The organism is Pseudomonas sp. A014 (genome assembly GCF_052378495.1).
GTDB classification, from domain to species: Bacteria; Pseudomonadota; Gammaproteobacteria; order Pseudomonadales; family Pseudomonadaceae; genus Aquipseudomonas; species Aquipseudomonas machongensis.
Map to the genome: position 1 here is coordinate 4,180,609 of NZ_CP199001.1, position 18,410 is coordinate 4,199,018.

Here is an 18,410-nt window from a genome sequence, read left to right on the forward strand (position 1 = left end):
ATCATGACGGAAATCAATAGTCTCGGCGCACAAAGCGCATTCGCAGCGCAGGTGGCCAAGGCCAGCCTGACCGGTGAGCTGCTGCGCCTGAGTCAAGCGCAACCCGGCCTGATCCCCCCGGGCCAGACTGCCCAGGCCGAAGTGCTGAACCTGCGCCAGGTAGGCCAGGACTTCATGATGCTGTTGCGCCTGAGCCTGCCCAACGGCAACCAGGCGCAGGTGCAGGCCAGTGCCAACCAGCCCCTGCCCCCCGGCAGCCAGATCACGCTTGGCCAAGCCGATAGCAACCGCCTGGCGGTGGTTTTGCAACAGGCCAGCGCCAGCAACATCGCCACTCTCACTCAGCTCGACACCGGCAAGATACCGATCGGCACCTTGCTGCAGGGCAAGGTGCTGACCAGCCAGGCACTGCCGGGCGATGCGGCGCAGACTACAGCGTTCCGCTCGCTGGTGAGCCTGCTCAACAGCAGCCAGGCCGGCGCCACCCTGACCATCGACAGCCCACGTCCGTTGGCGGTCGGCAGCCTGCTCAGCGCGCTGGTGCAAGGCGACCAGTCGCTGCGCTTCGTACCCCTGAGCGGGCGCCAGGATCAACTGACCATCGCCCAGCAACTGCTGACCCAAACAAGCCGTCAGGCATCGCTGCCAACCTTGCTCAACGCCTTGCAGCAGATCGCCAACGCCCCCGCTGGCAACAGCGAGCTGAGCGCTACCGCCGCGCGCCTGTTGGCCAGCCTGCCAACCCCCGCACAGTTGGGCGACGCCAAGAGCATCGCCCAGGCGCTGAACAACAGTGGCGCGTTTCTCGAAGCCAAGCTGCTCGGCGGCCTTGGCGCGGGAGTGGCTCCAGACCTCAAGGCGCAGCTGGTGCGCCTGGTGGCGCAGGTCTTGCCGAGCGTTCCGGGCAACCCCACATTCAATCCGGCGCTGGCCGCCACCGCCCTGGCCCAGGTCCTGCCGGGCATGGCCCGCAGCGCCCTGGGCATGCTCGACCAAGTCAGCAGCCGCCCGCAGCCCGGCACCTTCCCCCTGCCCTCACGTCTGCTGCAGAGCCTGGAAGAAAAAGGCGACCTGCAGCAACTGCTGCGCCTGGCCGCCGCCGCCATTTCGCGGGTACAAAGTCATCAACTGGCCAGCCTGCAGCAGACCGGTATCACCGAGAGCGGCAACCAGCAGACCACCTGGCAAACCGAGATCCCCTTGCGCCACGGCCAGGAGTTCATCCCGCTGCAGGCCAAGCTGCAACGCGAGGACACCCCACGGCAGCAAGCCGACTCGCAGCGCGAGCAGCGCGATCCGCTCGAGTCGTTGTGGCGCATCGACCTGGCCTTCGACCTGCCGCCGCTGGGCCCACTACAGGTCCAGGCCCAGCTCACCCAAGGCCGACTCAGCGGCCAGCTGTGGGCCGAGCGCCCGCAAACCGCCGAACTGATCGACAGCCAGCTTGGCAGCCTGCGCGAACGCCTGTTGGCACGGGGCCTGGACGTTGGCGATCTGGAATGTCATCCCGGCATCCCGCCACAAGGTCCGCGCACACGACTGGAACAACGCTGGGTGGATGAAACCGCATGAGCAACAAAGCCCCCCGCCAGGCCATTGCCCTGAGCTACGACGGTGATCAGGCGCCCACCCTGAGCGCCAAGGGTGAGGACGAACTGGCCGAAGCCATCCTCGCCCTGGCCCGCGAACACGAAGTGCCGATCTACGAGAACGCCGAACTGGTAAGCCTGCTGGCACGCCTGGAGCTGGGTGAGCAGATCCCCGAAGCGCTGTACCTGACTATCGCCGAAATCATTGCCTTCGCCTGGCAATTGCGTGGCAAGGTACCGGAGAACTTCGACGACTCGGCGCCGGGCGAGCGTGACATCACCCCTGGCAACCCGCTGCTGCCGTAGCGCCATTGAGCTAGCCGGTGCAGGGGCACATCTATCTAACAGCCGGTTTCTATCGCCATGCCGCCCGGCTCAGTCGGATGATCGGGGCTGCGCTATTGAATACGCTGCCCGAGATAAACAACCTGTGGTATCCAACGCATCAACTCATGGCTGTTCGTTGACCTGGCACAGGCGCAGCGGTTGGTGGACGAGCTGTTACCGCTGGGACCGGTAGTACGGGTAGGCGGCAGCCAATCCTGGCTCAGGGAATGAGGGGAGAAAACGGGGCCGCAAAGCGGCCCGCGATGACAGGCTCGAATCAGTGCCGGTCGACACTCAGTCGCGCCGATGCAACTTGCTCATCAACTCCGCTTCGGCCTGGGTCAGCCCGCAGCTTTCGGTGAGTTCGGACACACTTGCGCCCATTCCCACCAACTTGGCCGCCTGGGAGAAGGTGACATTGTTGGGGTCGCGCTGCTCCAGTTGCAGGAGCCTGTCAGGCAGTGGCGCGACCGCCGCGCGCAGTTCATGGATGGCTTCACCCATGCGCACGGTGACGTTCTGGTAGTCATCCAGACGTTTGGCCAGGTCCCTGATGCGCTGATCACGCAGCGCATCTCCCTGGGCCTGCTGGCTGGCCAGCTCGCGCTGGCGCTTGCTGTAGTTGAGGAAGAACCACAGGCTCAGCGCCCACAACAGCGCCAGGAGGATTACCGCAGCCTCGAAGATCACCTCAGATGTTCTCCAGCTCCGACCACTCTTCCTCGGTCATCATCTTGTCCAGCTCGACCAGGATCAGCAGCTCGCCGTTCTTGTTGCACACGCCCTGGATGAACTTGGCCGACTCTTCGTTACCGACGTTCGGCGCAGTCTCGATCTCCGACTGACGCAGGTAGACCACTTCGGCCACACTGTCGACCAGGATGCCGACCACCTGCTTGTCCGCCTCGATGATCACGATACGGGTGTTGTCGGTGACGTCCGAAGGCATCAGGCCGAAACGCTGGCGGGTGTCGATCACGGTGACCACGTTGCCGCGCAGGTTGATGATACCGAGCACATAGCTCGGCGCACCCGGCACCGGAGCGATTTCGGTATAGCGCAGGACTTCCTGCACCTGCATGACGTTGATGCCGTAGGACTCGTTGTCCAGACGGAAGGTGACCCACTGCAGGATCGGATCTTCGGAACCTTGTGCAGACGACTTTTTCATTCCCCTAGCCCTCTTGTACCGCCGTCGGCGGTGTGCTCGTCGTTGCCGCGGCAGATGCGGCGCCGATTCAGTTGTGTTTGGTGTTCATCTGCTTGACCGCACCACTGGCGATCAGCTCGGCCAGCTCGGCAACGTCGAGCAAGGCGCACATGTGTTCGATCACCGTGCCCGCCAGCCACGGGCGTTGACCACGCTGGCTGCGCCACTTGATCTCGGCCGGGTCCAGGCGCAGCGAGCGGCTGACCTGATGCACCGCCAGCCCCCACTCGTAGCCCTGCACGGAAATCACGTACTGCAAACCTTGGCGGAAATCCTCACGGTAGCGATCAGGCATGACCCAGCGCGCGGTGTCCAGCACCTTCAAGTTGCCGGCCTGGCAACTGAGGATGCCGAGGAACCAGTCCGGTTGGCCGAACAGCGGCGTGAGCTCCTGGCCGGCCAGGCTGTAGATCGACCCCAGGCACACCAGCGGCACCGCCAGGGTCAGCCCGGCGACGTCGAACAGCAGGCATTCGAAAGGCTCCGCAGCCCAGGCCGGACGCCCGTCGACGGTAGCCGGCGGCACCGGTGCAGCAGGTGACGGCAGGTGGACTTCGACCAGCGGGGCGACCGGCTCTATGGCTTGGGTCTGGGTCAGCACCGGAATCGAAGCCTCGGCCAGCACTTGCTCTTCGACCACGCTGACCACCGGCTCCACCGGCGGCAACAGCGTCGGCAGGATCCTGGGCGCAGGCTCGGCAAAGGGTTTGAGCGCCACCACCGACTCAGGCTGGCGGACGGCATCGCGGGCTTGTTCTTCACGAACCGCAGCGGCGAATTCGTCGCTGGGCTCGGCTGCCTGTGGCTGCACTGTCGGCAGCGGCGGCGCCTCAGGCACTTCAACCGGCTCGGTGGCTTCCTGCAACAGGCCATCGAGGTAAGACTGCAGGGCCAGTTGCGGCTTGCTGGTGATCTGCGGGGCACGGTTCATCAGGCCACCTGCAATGCGTTGCGGTAGGTCAGCAGGTGCTTGAGCAGCGCCCGGTAGGCGATCACACCGCGGCTCTTGCCGTCGAACTGCGAGGGCGTGACGCCGTTGCGGCTGGCATCGCGCAGGCGCGTGTCGACCGGAATGTAACCCTGCCAGACCTGCTCGCCGTAGGTGTCGCGCAGCACTTTGAGCGTGCCGAGCGAGGCCTGGGTACGACGGTCGAACAGGGTCGGGACGATCTGGAAGGGTAGCGCCTGCTTGCGTGAGCGGTTGATCATCGCCAGGGTGCCGACCATCCGCTCCAGGCCCTTTACCGCGAGGAACTCGGTCTGCACCGGGATCACCAGTTGTTGGCTGGCCGCCAGGGCGTTGACCATCAGCACACCCAGCAAGGGCGGGCTGTCGATCAGGGCAAAGTCGAAATCCTGCCACAGCTGCGCCAGACTCTTGGCGATTACCAGGCCCAGGCCATTCTGGCCCGGCGACTGGCGCTCCAGCACCGCCAGTGCAGTGCTCGAGGGCAGCAACGAAATACGCTCATGGCTGGTCGGCAGCAGCAACTGCCCCGGCAGCCCCTCGGGCACCACGCCCTTGTGCAGGAACAGGTCGTAGCAGCTGTGCTCCAGGGCGTCGGGATTGTGCCCGAAATAGCTGGTCATCGAGCCGTGCGGGTCGAGGTCGACGACGACCACGCGCTTGCCCGCCTCGGCCAGCAGGCCGGCCAGGGCGATGGTGGTGGTGGTCTTGCCGACGCCACCTTTTTGATTGGCTACTGCCCAGACTCTCATCGTGCGTTGCTTCCTCCCAGCATGGGCGAAATGTCCCGCCGGGAACGGTTCTATAGATTCGGTGACGGAGATTTGACGGGATTGCTCCCGACCGTCGTGGCTGGCGTAGCTGGTGCACTTTGTGTGCCAGCACGGCGCAACGCTGCGTCCGGGGTGGCGTTGGCGCTGCCGGAGCCCGTCAGGCTGCGGCGCACTTCGAGATTGCGCGAAATCACCAGCACCACGCGACGATTGCGCGCCCGGCCGTCGGCGCTATCGTTGCTGGCGACCGGTTGATACTCGCCGTAACCCACCGAGGCCATGCGCGCCGGGTTCACCCCTTCCATTGCCAGCAAGCGCACGATGCTCGCCGCGCGCGCCGACGACAACTCCCAGTTGGTCGGGTACTGGGCAGTGCGGATCGGCAGATTGTCGGTGAAGCCTTCGACATGCACCGGGTTGGCGAACGGCTTGAGGATCCGGGCCACCTTCTCGATGATCTCGAAGGCGATGTCGCTGGGCATGGCATCGCCGCTGCCGAACAACAATGCCGAGTTGAGTTCGATCTCCACCCACAGCTCATTGCCACGCACGGTCATCTGGTTCGACTTGATCAAGTCGCCGAAAGCATCGGCCACCTGGTCGGTGATGGTCTTGAGCGGGTCGACGCTGGTCTGTCCCAGGCCTGCATCGACCTGGTCACTGTCCTTGATCAACGGTTCTGCCGGCTTGATCGTCAGCGGGCGCTCATCGCCGATCGGGATCGGCTTGAGGCTGCGCTCGGGGTCGTTGAACACTCCGATCAGCGCCTGGGAAATGACCTTGTACTTGCCCTCGTTGATCGAGGAAATCGAGTACATCACCACGAAAAAGGCGAACAGCAAGGTGATGAAGTCGGCGTACGAGACCAGCCAGCGCTCGTGGTTCTCGTGCTCCTCGGTATGGCGACGACGACGCATGGCTTACTCCATGAAGCCTTGCAGCTTCAGCTCGATCGAGCGTGGGTTCTCGCCTTCGGCGATCGACAGCAGCCCCTCAAGCAGCATCTCGCGATAACGCGACTGGCGCAGGACGATGGCCTTGAGCTTGTTGGCCACCGGCAGCAGGATCAGGTTGGCACTGGCCACACCATAGATGGTGGCGACGAAGGCTACGGCGATGCCATTACCCAGTTGCGACGGATCGGCCAGGTTGCCCATCACATGGATCAAGCCCATCACCGCACCGATGATACCGATGGTCGGCGCGTAGCCGCCCATGCTCTCGAAGACTTTGGCAGCCTGGATGTCACGGCTCTCCTGGGTGAGGAAGTCGACCTCGAGAATGCTGCGGATCGACTCAGGCTCCGCGCCATCGACCAGCAACTGCAGACCTTTGCGTGCGTACGGGTCCGGTTCGGCATCGGCGACGCCCTCCAGCCCCAGAAGGCCTTCCTTGCGCGCAGTCAGGCTCCAGTTGACGACACGATCGATGCCGCCAGCCAGGTCGACCCGAGGCGGAAAGAAGATCCAGCGCAGGATCTGCAACGCACGCTTGAACGCCGACAGCGGCGACTGCAGCAGCGCCGCGGCCAGGGTGCCGCCGATGACGATCAGCCCGGCAGGGCCGTTGAGCAGCGCACCGACGTGGCCGCCCTCGAGGAAGTTGCCGCCGACGATGGCGACGAACGCCAGGATCAGGCCGATAAGGCTAAGAACATCCATCAGACACAGGCCTCTACCAGGTGCTTGCCGATCTCGTCCAGGCTGTACACGGCGTCGGCCAGGTTGGCTTTGACGATCGCCATGGGCATGCCGTAGATCACGCAGCTTGCCTCGTCCTGGGCCCATACGGTGCTGCCGCCCTGCTTGAGCAGGCGAGCACCTTCGCGTCCGTCGGCACCCATGCCGGTCAGCACGACCGACAGCACCTTGTCACCGTAGGTCTTGGCCGCCGAGCCGAAGGTGATGTCCACGCAGGGTTTGTAGTTCAGGCGTTCGTCCCCCGGCAGGATCTTCACCGTGCCACGGCCATCGACCATCATCTGCTTGCCTCCCGGGGCCAGCAGCGCAAGGCCTGGACGCAGCACATCACCGTCCTCGGCCTCCTTGACGCTGATCTTGCACAGCTTGTCGAGGCGCTCGGCAAAGGCCTTGGTGAACGCCGCAGGCATGTGCTGAATCAGCACGATGGGGGCCGGGAAGTTGGCGGGCAGTTGCGTCAGCACCCGCTGCAGGGCAACCGGGCCGCCTGTGGAGGTGCCGATGGCCACCAGCTTGTAGGGCTTGCGCTTGGGCGCCGGCGAATGGCTGGCGGCAGGCGCAACGCTGCGTACCGGCGCCGCAGGGCGTGTCGGTGCAGCGCTGCCCAAGGTGCTGGCCGGGGCATGGCTGGTGCTCGACGCAGCGCTGGCAACCGGGCTTGGCGCGTGGCTGGCGAAGCTGCTGAAACGGCGATTGCTGCGCGAGATGGTATGGACCTTCTCGCACAGCATCTGCTTGACCTTCTCGGGGTTGCGCGAAATATCCTCGAAGTTCTTCGGCAGGTAGTCGACCGCCCCTGCGTCCAGCGCATCGAGGGTGACACGCGCACCTTCGTGGGTGAGCGAAGAGAACATCAGGACCGGCGTCGGGCAGCGCTGCATGATGTGCCGCACGGCGGTAATGCCGTCCATCATCGGCATCTCGTAGTCCATGGTGATCACGTCAGGCTTGAGCGCCAGCGCCTGGTCGATCGCTTCCTTGCCGTTGGTCGCGGTGCCGACCACCTGGATGGTCGGGTCCGCCGAGAGGATTTCCGAGACACGGCGGCGGAAGAAACCGGAATCATCCACCACCAGGACCTTGACTGCCATAAACACTCCGTTAGGCGGCGCGACCGCCAGGCCACGCCGCCGAAATCAAATACGCCGGGCGGCGTAACGCTTGAGCATGCTCGGGACGTCGAGGATCAGCGCGATACGACCGTCACCGGTGATGGTGGCGCCGGACATGCCCGGGGTGCCCTGCAGCATCTTGCCCAGCGGCTTGATCACCACCTCTTCCTGGCCGACCAACTGGTCGACCACGAAGCCGATGCGCTGAGTACCGACCGACAGGATCACCACATGCCCTTCGAGCTGCTCCTCATGCTGCTGGTCCTGGACCAGCCAGCGCTTGAGGTAGAACAGCGGCAGCGCCTTGTCGCGCACGATCACCACTTCCTGGCCATCGACCACGTTGGTGCGCGACAGGTCGAGATGGAAGATCTCGTTGACGTTGACCAGCGGGAAGGCGAACGCCTGGTTGGCCAGCATCACCATCAGCGTCGGCATGATTGCCAGCGTCAGCGGCACCTTGATGACGATCTTCGAGCCCTGGCCCTTGGCCGAGAAGATGTTGATCGAGCCATTGAGCTGGGAAATCTTGGTCTTCACCACATCCATGCCCACACCGCGGCCGGACACGTCGGAGATCTCGGTCTTGGTCGAGAAGCCCGGGGCGAAGATCAGGTTGTAGCAATCCGACTCGCTCAGGCGGTCGGCTGCATCCTTGTCCATCAGGCCCTTCTCGACCGCCTTGGCGCGCAGGACGTTCGGGTCCATGCCTTTGCCGTCGTCGGAGATCGACAGCAGGATATGGTCACCCTCCTGCTCGGCCGACAGCACCACCCGACCGGTACGCGCCTTGCCGGAGGCCTCGCGTTCCTCGGGGGTCTCGACGCCATGGTCGACCGCGTTGCGCACCAAGTGCACCAGCGGGTCGGCCAGGGCCTCGACCAGGTTCTTGTCCAGGTCGGTCTCTTCGCCGACCAGCTCCAGGTTGATCTCTTTCTTGAGCTGGCGGGCCAAGTCGCGTACCAGGCGCGGGAAGCGGCCGAAGACCTTCTTGATCGGCTGCATGCGAGTCTTCATGACCGCGGTCTGCAGGTCGGCAGTGACCACGTCGAGGTTGGACACGGCCTTGGACATGGCCTCGTCGCCGCTGTTCAGGCCCAGGCGCACCAGGCGGTTACGCACCAGCACCAGTTCGCCGACCATGTTCATGATTTCATCCAGGCGCGCAGTATCGACCCGCACCGTGGTTTCCGCTTCGCTGGCGCCATGCTTGTCGGCAGCCGGCGCTGCAGCGCGTGCCGGTGCCGGAGCAGCGGCCGGCTTGGCAGCCGCGGCGGGGGCAGGCGCCGGCTTGGCGACAGGCTTGCTTTCGGCCTTGGCAGCAGGCGCGGCAGCCACGGCAACGGCTGGCGCTTCAGCCGCGACGGCATCGCCACTGAACTTGCCCTTGCCATGCAGTTGGTCCAGCAGGGCCTCGAACTCGTTGTCGGTGATGTGATCGCCGACAGGTTCGGCCGCTGGCGCAGAGGCGGTGGCTTCGACGCTCGGCAGTGCATCGGCGGCAAAAGCGCCCTTGCCATGCAACTGGTCGAGCAGCGCCTCGAACTCTTCGTCGGTGATCTCGTCACCGGCCGGCGTCGCGACTGCAGCCTCCGGTTCGCTCGCCGCGACTTCCGGCGAGAACTGACCCTTGCCATGCAGTTGGTCGAGCAGCGACTCGAACTCGGCGTCGGTGATCTCGTCGGCACTGCCGGAAACGGCTTCGCCGTGCGACCGCTCGGCCGCCTCGGCCTGGGCCTTGACCGCGTCGAGGGAGTCAAGCAGTTGCTCGAACTCGGTATCGGTGATGTCCGCCTCGGCAGCCGGTGCCTCGACGACCGCCGCCACGGCAACCGGTGCCACGGCATCGGCGCTGGCCGGTTCGGCCAGGCGCGACAGCGCGGCGAGCAGCTCTGGCGTGGCCGGGGTGATGTCGCTGCGCTCGCGAACCTGGCCAAACATGCTGTTGACCGTGTCGAGCGCTTCGAGCACCACATCCATCAGTTCGGCATCGACCCGGCGCTCTCCCTTGCGCAGGATGTCGAAGACGTTCTCGGCAATGTGGCAGCACTCCACCAGCTCATTGAGCTGAAGGAAGCCGGCGCCCCCTTTTACAGTGTGAAAACCGCGAAAGATCGCATTGAGCAGGTCCGCATCATCAGGTCGGCTTTCCAGCTCGACCAGTTGCTCGGACAGTTGCTCGAGGATTTCGCCGGCTTCTACCAGGAAATCCTGAAGGATTTCTTCATCGGCGCCGAAGCTCATTAAACGTGCTCCCTAAAAACCCAGGCTGGACAGCAGATCGTCGACATCGTCCTGACCGGACACGACGTCTTCACGCTTATCGGCATGAATCTGCGGACCTTCACCCCGAGTTGGATGTTTTTCTTCATCTTTTTCAGCGCGCAATTGATCGTGGTCATGTTCGATGCCGGCAAAGCGGTCGACTTGACTTGCCATCAACACGAGCTTGAGCAGATTGCTTTCGACTTCGGTGACCAGCGCGGTCACCCGCTTGATCACCTGCCCGGTCAGGTCCTGATAGTCCTGAGCCAGGAGAATATCGTTGAGATGGCCGGCCACCTTGCGGTTACCTTCGGCGCTGTGCGTCAGGAAACTGTCGACGCGCTTGACCAGTTCACGAAATTCAGGCGCTGCCACCTCGCGGCGCATGAAGCGCTGCCAGTCGGCAGACAGGTTCTGGGCTTCGGATGCCAGATCGTTGAGCACAGGCGTGCTTTGCTCGACCAGGTCCATGGTGCGATTGGCCGCGTTCTCGGTCAGCCGGACCACGTAGGACAGCCGTTCGGTGGCGTCGGTGATCTGCGACACTTCCTCGGCCTGCGGCATGCGCGGATCGATCTGGAAACTGACGATAGCGCTGTGCAGCTCGCGAGTGAGCTTGCCCACTTCCTGATAAAGGCCGCGGTCGCGGGTCTGGTTGAGCTGGTGGATCAGCTGCACCGCCTCGCCGAACTGGCCGCGTTCCAGGCTTTGCACCAGTTGCTCGGCGTGCTTCTTCAGGGTCGACTCGAACTCCCCCAGAGAATCGTTTCTTGATTCCATAGCGCCCCCAGACATGGCTCAGCCGTTGACGCGTTCGAAGATCTTTTCGATCTTTTCTTTGAGTACCTGCGCGGTGAAAGGCTTGACCACATAGCCGTTGACCCCGGCCTGGGCCGCTTCGATGATCTGGTCGCGCTTGGCCTCGGCGGTCACCATCAGCACCGGCATGCCCTTGAGACGGTCGTGGGCGCGCACCTTGCGCAGCAGGTCGATGCCGGACATGCCAGGCATGTTCCAGTCGGTCACCAGGAAGTCGTAGTGACCGCTTTCGAGCATCGGCAGAGCCGTGGTGCCATCGTCGGCTTCGTCGGTGTTGGTGAAGCCCAGATCACGCAACAGGTTCTTGATGATCCGCCGCATCGTCGAGAAGTCGTCAACGATGAGGATTTTCATATCTTTGTTCAATTAGACCTCCAAGCAGTCTTAAACGCGCTCGTCTCACAAGCGCGCGCTCAATCAATTCGGCACCACGTAAAACGACTGCATCGAACCCGGGTTCACCGCGCTCGCCATTCACCCAACCGACTGCGCAGACGCGCCGCGCACTGGCTGTGCAACTGGCTGACACGCGATTCGCTGACCCCCAGCACTTCCCCGATTTCCTTGAGGTTCAACTCTTCGTCGTAGTACAGCGCCAGGACCAGGCGCTCGCGCTCCGGCAGGTTGGCGATCGCATCGGTCAGTGCAGCCTGGAAGCGTTCGTCTTCCAGGTCACGCGACGGCTCGACCTGGCCGCTGACACCGTCCTCGTGCAGCCCTTCGTGTTCGCCGTCCTGCAGCAGGTCGTCGAAACTGAACAGGCGGCTGCCCAAGGTATCGTTCAGAATCCCGTAATAATCGTCGAGACTCAATTGGAGTTCGGCAGCAACCTCGTGATCTTTAGCGTCACGACCGGTTCTTGCTTCGACGGCGCGAATCGCGTCACTGACCATGCGCGTGTTGCGGTGCACCGAACGCGGCGCCCAATCACCCTTGCGCACCTCGTCGAGCATGGCGCCACGGATGCGGATGCCGGCATAGGTCTCGAAACTCGCACCCTTGCTGGCGTCGTACTTGTTGGCCACTTCCAGCAGGCCGATCATGCCGGCCTGGATCAGGTCCTCGACCTGCACGTTGGCCGGCAGGCGTGCCAACAGGTGATAGGCAATCCGCTTGACCAGCGGGGCATAGCGCTCGACCAGCTCGTACTGAGCGTCCTTGGACGCCTTGCTGTACATCTTGAATCCGCTCGCGCTCATAGCACCGGCCCCGCACTGGTGGGCTGTACCAGGCGCTCGACGAAGAACTCCAGGTGCCCGCGCGGGTTGGCCGGCAGCGGCCAGCTGTCGACCTTCTGCGCAATGGCCTTGAACGCCAGGGCGCATTTGGAGCGCGGGAAGGCCTCGTACACTGCGCGCTGCTTCTGCACCGCCTTGCGCACGCATTCGTCGTAGGGCACGGCGCCCACGTACTGCAAGGCCACGTCGAGGAAACGGTCGGTGACCTTGGTCAGCTTGGCGAACAGGTTGCGTCCTTCCTGCGGGCTCTGCGCCATGTTGGCCAGGACGCGGAAACGATTCATGCCGTAATCGCGGTTGAGCAGCTTGATCAGGGCGTAGGCGTCGGTGATCGAGGTGGGCTCGTCGCACACCACCAACAACACTTCCTGCGCCGCGCGAACGAAACTGACCACCGAGTCACCGATACCTGCAGCGGTGTCGATCACCAATACATCGAGGTTGTCGCCGATCTCGCTGAACGCCTGGATCAGCCCGGCATGCTGGGCCGGCGCCAGGTGCACCATGCTCTGGGTACCCGAGGCCGCCGGCACGATGCGCACGCCGCCCGGCCCCTGCAACAGCACGTCGCGCAGCTCGCAGCGTCCTTCGATGACGTCGGCCAGGGTACGTTTGGGGGTCAACCCCAGCAGCACGTCGACGTTGGCCAGACCCAGGTCGGCGTCCAGCAGCATGACCCGGCGGCCGAGTTCAGCCAGCGCCAGGGACAGGTTCACTGAAACGTTGGTCTTGCCGACGCCACCTTTGCCACCGGTGACGGCGATCACCTGTACGGGATGCATGCTACCCATGTCTGTTCTTTACCTTGTCTCGCGTGGGACCTGCCCACTTGAAGGGCCGCTGTCGACCCCCTGCGCCGTTCATCTTCAACCCGCGCGCTTATCGGGATTGTGGTAGAGATCAGCGAACATGTCGGCCATGGCCTCTTCGCTGGGCTCTTCCTGCAACTGCACGCTGACCGCGCGGCTCACCAACTGATGCTTGCGCGGCAACTGCAGGTCGTCAGGAATGCGCGGACCATCGGTGAGATAGGCCACGGGCAGTTCGTGACTGATGGCCAGGCTCAGCACTTCGCCGAGGCTGCCCGTTTCATCGAGCTTGGTCAGGATGCAACCGGCCAGGCCACAGCGCTTGTAGCTGTGATAGGCGGCGGTCAGCACCTGTTTCTGGCTGGTGGTGGCCAGTACCAGGTAGTTCTTGGCGGCGATGCCGCGGCTGGCGAGCGATTCGAGCTGCATGCGCAGCGCCGGATCGCTGGCCTGAAGGCCGGCGGTATCGATCAGCACCACGCGCTTGCGCAGCAGTGGCTCCAGGGCCTGGGCCAGCGACTGGCCCGGATCGACGTAGGTCACCGGCACATTGAGGATGCGCCCGAGGGTCTTGAGCTGCTCCTGGGCACCGATGCGGTAGCTGTCCATGCTCACCAGCGCCAGGTGCTGCGAGCCGTACTTGAGCACATAGCGCGCGGCGAGCTTGGCCAGGGTGGTGGTCTTGCCCATGCCGGCCGGGCCGACCATGGCGATGACCCCGCCCTCCTCGATCGGCTCCACCTCAGGCACCTCGATCAGACGCGCCAGGTGCGCCAGGACCATGCGCCAAGCCTGACGCGGGTCTTCGATCTCACCGGCCCGCTCAAGCAGATCACGGGCGATCGGGCCAGACAGGCCCAGGCGCTGCAAGCGACGCCAGAGGTTGGCCTGCTGCGGCTTGTTGCCCTGCAATTGGCCCCAGGCAAGCGAGCCAAGCTGCACTTCAAGCAGCTCGCGCAAGCCCGAAAGCTCCGAACGCATGGCGTCGAAGACGCGCTTGTCGACCGTCGGGGCCGCAGGGGCCGGCGCGGGCGCCGGAACATCCACATGCGGCTCGACCAGCGGCTCGGACGCGGTCAGCGACAGGCCGGCAAACAATTGCCGGTTGCCGAGCTCGGCGTCACCACGCCCGTCCAGCTCGGCCTGGGCGGTGGCGATGCGCGAATGGGTCTTGCGCAGCTCGTCCTCGAGCTCGACATTCGGCACGCGTGGGGCCAGGGCGGACAGTTTGTAGTCCAGCGCGGCCGTCAGTTCGACACCGCCGGCGATACGCCGGTTGCCGATGATTGCGGCATCGGCGCCAAGCTCATCACGGACCAGCTTCATGGCCTGACGCATATCGGCGGCGAAAAAACGCTTAACTTGCATAACCCACTACCTCAGCCGTTAGGGCCCACGGTGGCAACGATGGTGACTTGCTTGTTGTCCGGTATTTCCTGGTACGCCAGCACATGCAGGTTGGGCACGGCCAGACGACCGAATCTCGACAGCATGGCACGGATCGGGCCGGCGACCAGGAGAATGGCCGGCTGGCCTTGCATCTCCTGGCGCTGCGCCGCCTCGATCAGCGAACGCTGCAACTTCTCGGCCATGCTCGGTTCAAGAAGAACACCGTCTTCCTGACCCTGCCCGGCCCTTTGCAGACTATTGAGCAAGATCTGTTCCAACCTTGGTTCAAGGGTGATCACAGGCAGCTCGGACTCAACGCCGACAATGCTTTGCACGATGGCGCGTGACAAGCCGACCCGCACCGAAGCCACCAACGCGGCGGTATCTTGACTCTTGGCGGCATTGTTGGCGATGGCCTCGGCAATGCTGCGGATGTCACGCACGGGCACCTGCTCGGCAAGCAAGGCCTGCAGGACCTTGAGCAACCCCGACAAGGAAATGACACCCGGCACCAGTTCCTCGGCAAGTTTCGGCGATGCCTTGGACAGCACCTGCAGCAACTGCTGGACCTCTTCATGGCCGATCAGCTCGTGGCAGTGCTTCTGCAGGATCTGATTCAGGTGAGTGGCGACCACGGTGCTGGCATCGACCACCGTGTAACCCAAGGACTGCGCCTGGGCGCGCTGGGCCACATCGATCCACACCGCCTCCAGGCCAAAGGCCGGGTCGCGCGCGGCGATACCATTGAGAGTGCCGAACACCTGCCCAGGGTTGATCGCAAGCTCGCGGTCCGGGTAGATCTCGGCCTCGGCCAGGATCACTCCCATCAACGTCAGGCGATAGGCACTGGGCTGCAGGTCGAGGTTGTCGCGAATGTGCACGGTGGGCATGAGAAAGCCCAGGTCTTGCGAGAGCTTCTTGCGCACGCCCTTGATCCGCGCCAGCAACTGACCACCCTGGTTGCGGTCGACCAGCGGAATCAGGCGATAGCCGACTTCCAGGCCGATCATGTCGATCGGCGTGACGTCGTCCCAGCCCAGCTCCTTGGTTTCCATGGCGCGCTGGGGCGATGGCAGCAGATCCTGTTGGCGCTGCGCTTCCTGCACGGCCATGAGTTTGGCCTTCTGCTGCTTCTTCCACACCATGTAGGCGCCGCCGCCGGCCAGCACGCCGAGGCTGAGGAAGGCGATGTGTGGCATACCCGGCACCAGCCCCATCACCACCATCAGCGCGCCGGAAACGGCCAGCGCCTTGGGCGAATCGAACATCTGCCGGTTGATCAGCTTGCCCATGTCCTCGGAGCCCGAGGCGCGGGTGACCATGATCGCGGCCGCAGTGGACAGCAGCAGCGAGGGCAACTGCGCCACCAAACCGTCACCGATGGTCAACAAAGCGTACACCTTGCCGGCGTCGCTGAAGGTCATGCCATGCTGCAGCATGCCGATGAGCATGCCGCCGATGAGGTTGATGAACAGGATGAGCAGGCCGGCGATGGCGTCACCACGCACGAACTTGCTGGCACCGTCCATCGAACCGTAGAACTCGGCCTCCTGGGCGACCTCGGCACGACGCGCCTTGGCCTGGGCCTGGTCGATCAGGCCGGCGTTGAGGTCGGCGTCGATGGCCATCTGCTTGCCGGGCATGGCGTCGAGGGTGAAGCGCGCGCTCACCTCGGAAATACGCCCGGCACCCTTGGTCACCACGACAAAGTTGATGATCATCAGGATGGCGAACACCACCGCACCGACCACGTAGTTGCCGCCGATCACCACCTCACCAAAGGCCTGGATCACCTTGCCCGCCGCTCCGTGGCCCTCCTGGCCGTGGAGCATGACCACGCGGGTCGAGGCGACGTTGAGCGCCAGGCGCAGCAGCGTCGCCACCAGCAGGATGGTCGGAAAGGCGGCGAAATCCAGTGGGCGCAGGGCGTAGACGCAGACCAGCAGGACCACGATCGACAGCGCGATGTTGAAGGTGAAGAACACATCGAGCAGGAACGGCGGGATGGGCAACATCATCATTGCCAGCATCACCAGCAGCAACAGCGGCACACCCAGGTTCCCCCGACCGAGACCGGCCAGGTTGTTACGGGCGTTGCTGATTAACTGTGCGCGATCCACCGGGTATCCTCTTCAAGCAAAACTTTGACGCCTGGACGGCGCTTGGGCGTGGCTTTGCAAGAAGCTTTCCAACTTTGCCGGGGTGCGGGGCCAGGCGGTCTGTTGCGGTGTTTTCGCGGTCCACCGCGGTGTTCTTTTCGCGGGCAAGCCCGCTCCTACAGGATCAATTGTCGCGCTGCAGGTCCGGGGGAATCGGCAGATCCTTCTTCAGCGGCTCGGGCGGCTTGCCCTTGCCCGAGCGGTACTGGCGAATCTGGAACACGTACGCCAGCACCTGCGCCACCGCCAGGTACAGCCCGGCCGGAATTTCGTGCTCGAGCTCGGTCGAGTAGTAGATCGCCCGTGCCAGCGCCGGCGATTCGAGGATCTGTACCTTGTGCTCCTGGCCGATCTCGCGGATCTTCAACGCCAGGAAGTCGGTGCCCTTGGCCAGCAGCAGCGGCGCCGCACCGCCCTTCTCCGGGTCGTACTTGAGCGCCACGGCATAGTGCGTCGGGTTGGTGATGATCACATCGGCCTCGGGCACCGCCGCCATCATCCTGCGCTGCGACGCCTCGCGCTGCAGTTGGCGAATGCGCTGCTTCACCTCCGGCTTGCCCTCGGTATCCTTGTATTCGTCGCGCACTTCCTGCTTGGTCATCTTCAGCTTCTTGTGCGTCTGCCAGAGCTGGAACGGCACATCGACGATGGCGATCAGCAGCAGACCCGCCGCCATCCACAAGGCGCTCCAGCCCACCACCTGCACGCTGTGGATGATCGCCTGCTCGAGCGGCTCCTTGGCAATCGCCATCAATGCCTCGCGGTCGTTGGCCAGCACCACGAGCGCCACCACCAGTACCAGGAAGAACTTGGCCACCGCCTTGAGCAGTTCGGTCAGCGAGTTCAGCGAGAACATGCGCTTGATCCCGGACAGCGGGTTCATCCGGCTGAACTTGGGCTGCAGCAAGGAGCCGGAAAACAGAAAGCCGCCCAGGGCGATAGGGGCCACGAACGATACGACGAACAGCAGCACCAGCACCGGCTGGGTGGCCCAGATGGCCATCTTGCCCGAGGCCATCAGGAAGGCGCCCATGGCCCGCTCGTCGACTATCACTTCGCGCGACAGGCTGAAGTTAACGCGCATCAGCGTCATCAGGGTTTCGGCAAGGTGGCCGCCGAAGGCCAGCAAGGCGCCGGCGCCGCCGAGGGTCACCGCGAAGGTGTTGAGCTCTTTGGAACGGGCGATGTCACCCTTTTCCCGTGCGTCGCGCTTGCGCTTCTCGGTAGGTTCCTCTGTCTTGTCCTGACCGCTCTCGCTCTCTGCCATGCTCAGGGCGCCCGTGCCAGCTCACGCAGCCACTGCAAGGCCTCGCTGGCCAGTTGCTGGTAGTGCGAGAGGATGTCGGCAAGCCCGACCCAGAAGATGGCCAGCCCCAGCACCAGGGTCAGCGGGAAACCAATGGAGAAGATGTTCAGCTGTGGCGCGGCTCGGGTCATCACACCAAAGGCGATGTTGATCACCAACAGGGCTGCGATGACTGGCAGGATCAGAACCAGCCCCGCTCCCAGCACCCAGCCCAGGCGTCCGGCAATCTCCCAGAAATGCGCGACCACCAGGGCATTGCCCACCGGCAGCGTGGTGAAGCTTTCGGTCAATACCTCGATCACCACCAGGTGGCCGTTCATCAACAGGAACAGCACACTCACCAGCATGGTCAGGAACTGCCCGACCACCGCCACGTTGACGCCGTTGGCCGGGTCGATCATCGAGGCCATCGCCATGCCCAGCTGAATCGCCACGATCTGCCCGGCGACGACGAACGCCTGGAACAGCATCTGCAAGGAAAACCCGAACAGCGCGCCGACGATGATCTGTTCGGCGCACAGCAGCACGCCACGCACGCTCAAGGGCTCGAACTCGGGCAGCGGTGGCAGGCCGGGCACGATCACCACGGTGATCGCGACCGCTACATACAGGCGTATGCGGGCCGGCAGCATGCGCGTCCCGAACACCGGCATGGTCATCAGCACCGCTGCCACGCGAAACAGCGGCAGGATGAAGGTGGCGACCCAGGTGCCGATCTGCGCGGCGCTCAGCTCGAGCATGGGCTCA

Annotated in this window: 18 protein-coding genes; 2 read left to right on the top strand and 16 right to left on the bottom strand. The window is 64.1% G+C overall.

Features of this window, described 5'->3' with window-relative positions:
• Window positions 1–3 precede the first annotated feature (3 nt).
• The gene (locus tag ACTYOL_RS19390) at window positions 4–1,572 is read left to right on the top strand and encodes a flagellar hook-length control protein FliK (RefSeq protein WP_444756942.1); all 1,569 of its coding nucleotides are present in this window, start codon (window positions 4–6) and stop codon (window positions 1,570–1,572) included.
• Window positions 1,569–1,895: an EscU/YscU/HrcU family type III secretion system export apparatus switch protein gene (locus ACTYOL_RS19395; protein ID WP_054895570.1), complete on the top strand. Its 327-nt coding sequence runs from the start codon at window positions 1,569–1,571 to the stop codon at window positions 1,893–1,895. The genes ACTYOL_RS19390 and ACTYOL_RS19395 overlap by 4 nt, the downstream gene beginning before the upstream one ends.
• Window positions 1,896–2,210: 315 nt before the next feature.
• On the opposite strand, the gene ACTYOL_RS19400 is transcribed toward ACTYOL_RS19395, so the two are convergent.
• The 16 genes from ACTYOL_RS19400 to fliR form a co-directional block, all read right to left on the bottom strand.
• Window positions 2,211–2,606 carry a DUF2802 domain-containing protein gene (locus tag ACTYOL_RS19400; RefSeq protein ID WP_054895569.1) on the bottom strand — a complete coding sequence of 132 codons (396 nt, stop codon included), beginning with the start codon at window positions 2,604–2,606 and terminating at the stop codon, window positions 2,211–2,213.
• 1 nt (window position 2,607) lies between these two features.
• Window positions 2,608–3,087, bottom strand: a complete 480-nt coding sequence (locus tag ACTYOL_RS19405; protein ID WP_016393802.1) for a chemotaxis protein CheW — start codon at window positions 3,085–3,087, stop codon at window positions 2,608–2,610.
• 67 nt (window positions 3,088–3,154) lie between these two features.
• Entirely contained in the window at window positions 3,155–4,057 is a 903-nt protein-coding gene (locus ACTYOL_RS19410) for a CheW domain-containing protein (protein WP_444756943.1), read from the bottom strand.
• Window positions 4,057–4,845, bottom strand: a complete 789-nt coding sequence (locus tag ACTYOL_RS19415) for a ParA family protein (protein WP_054895567.1) — start codon at window positions 4,843–4,845, stop codon at window positions 4,057–4,059. Before ACTYOL_RS19415 ends, ACTYOL_RS19410 begins: the two co-directional genes overlap by 1 nt.
• A 50-nt stretch (window positions 4,846–4,895) precedes the next feature.
• Window positions 4,896–5,783 carry a flagellar motor protein MotD gene (gene motD, locus ACTYOL_RS19420; protein WP_444756944.1) on the bottom strand — a complete coding sequence of 296 codons (888 nt, stop codon included), beginning with the start codon at window positions 5,781–5,783 and terminating at the stop codon, window positions 4,896–4,898.
• A gap of 3 nt (window positions 5,784–5,786) precedes the next feature.
• On the bottom strand, window positions 5,787–6,527 hold the full coding sequence (locus tag ACTYOL_RS19425; RefSeq protein WP_153774583.1) for a flagellar motor protein: 741 nt from the start codon (window positions 6,525–6,527) through the stop codon (window positions 5,787–5,789).
• Window positions 6,527–7,657: a protein-glutamate methylesterase/protein-glutamine glutaminase gene (locus ACTYOL_RS19430; protein WP_054895564.1), complete on the bottom strand. Its 1,131-nt coding sequence runs from the start codon at window positions 7,655–7,657 to the stop codon at window positions 6,527–6,529. The genes ACTYOL_RS19425 and ACTYOL_RS19430 overlap by 1 nt, the downstream gene beginning before the upstream one ends.
• A 45-nt stretch (window positions 7,658–7,702) precedes the next feature.
• On the bottom strand, window positions 7,703–9,922 hold the full coding sequence (locus tag ACTYOL_RS19435) for a chemotaxis protein CheA (RefSeq protein ID WP_444756945.1): 2,220 nt from the start codon (window positions 9,920–9,922) through the stop codon (window positions 7,703–7,705).
• Window positions 9,923–9,934: 12 nt separating this feature from the next.
• On the bottom strand, window positions 9,935–10,723 hold the full coding sequence (locus ACTYOL_RS19440; protein WP_054895562.1) for a protein phosphatase CheZ: 789 nt from the start codon (window positions 10,721–10,723) through the stop codon (window positions 9,935–9,937).
• Window positions 10,724–10,741: 18 nt separating this feature from the next.
• Window positions 10,742–11,116 (bottom strand): chemotaxis response regulator CheY, encoded by a 375-nt coding sequence (locus ACTYOL_RS19445; RefSeq protein ID WP_104881405.1) that lies wholly within the window; start codon window positions 11,114–11,116, stop codon window positions 10,742–10,744.
• 104 nt (window positions 11,117–11,220) lie between these two features.
• Window positions 11,221–11,961 carry an RNA polymerase sigma factor FliA gene (fliA, locus tag ACTYOL_RS19450; RefSeq protein WP_313303200.1) on the bottom strand — a complete coding sequence of 247 codons (741 nt, stop codon included), beginning with the start codon at window positions 11,959–11,961 and terminating at the stop codon, window positions 11,221–11,223.
• Window positions 11,958–12,791, bottom strand: coding sequence for a flagellar synthesis regulator FleN (fleN, locus tag ACTYOL_RS19455; protein WP_016393812.1), 834 nt, complete (start codon window positions 12,789–12,791; stop codon window positions 11,958–11,960). The genes fliA and fleN overlap by 4 nt, the downstream gene beginning before the upstream one ends.
• A gap of 75 nt (window positions 12,792–12,866) precedes the next feature.
• Complete coding sequence (gene flhF, locus ACTYOL_RS19460) at window positions 12,867–14,177, bottom strand: flagellar biosynthesis protein FlhF (RefSeq protein ID WP_054895560.1); 1,311 nt, start codon at window positions 14,175–14,177, stop codon at window positions 12,867–12,869.
• Between the two features lie 11 nt (window positions 14,178–14,188).
• The gene (flhA, locus tag ACTYOL_RS19465) at window positions 14,189–16,318 is read right to left on the bottom strand and encodes a flagellar biosynthesis protein FlhA (protein WP_065862045.1); all 2,130 of its coding nucleotides are present in this window, start codon (window positions 16,316–16,318) and stop codon (window positions 14,189–14,191) included.
• A gap of 163 nt (window positions 16,319–16,481) precedes the next feature.
• Complete coding sequence (flhB, locus tag ACTYOL_RS19470; RefSeq protein ID WP_153774586.1) at window positions 16,482–17,624, bottom strand: flagellar biosynthesis protein FlhB; 1,143 nt, start codon at window positions 17,622–17,624, stop codon at window positions 16,482–16,484.
• A gap of 2 nt (window positions 17,625–17,626) precedes the next feature.
• The gene (gene fliR, locus ACTYOL_RS19475) at window positions 17,627–18,403 is read right to left on the bottom strand and encodes a flagellar biosynthetic protein FliR (RefSeq protein WP_054891868.1); all 777 of its coding nucleotides are present in this window, start codon (window positions 18,401–18,403) and stop codon (window positions 17,627–17,629) included.
• Window positions 18,404–18,410: the final 7 nt, after the last annotated feature.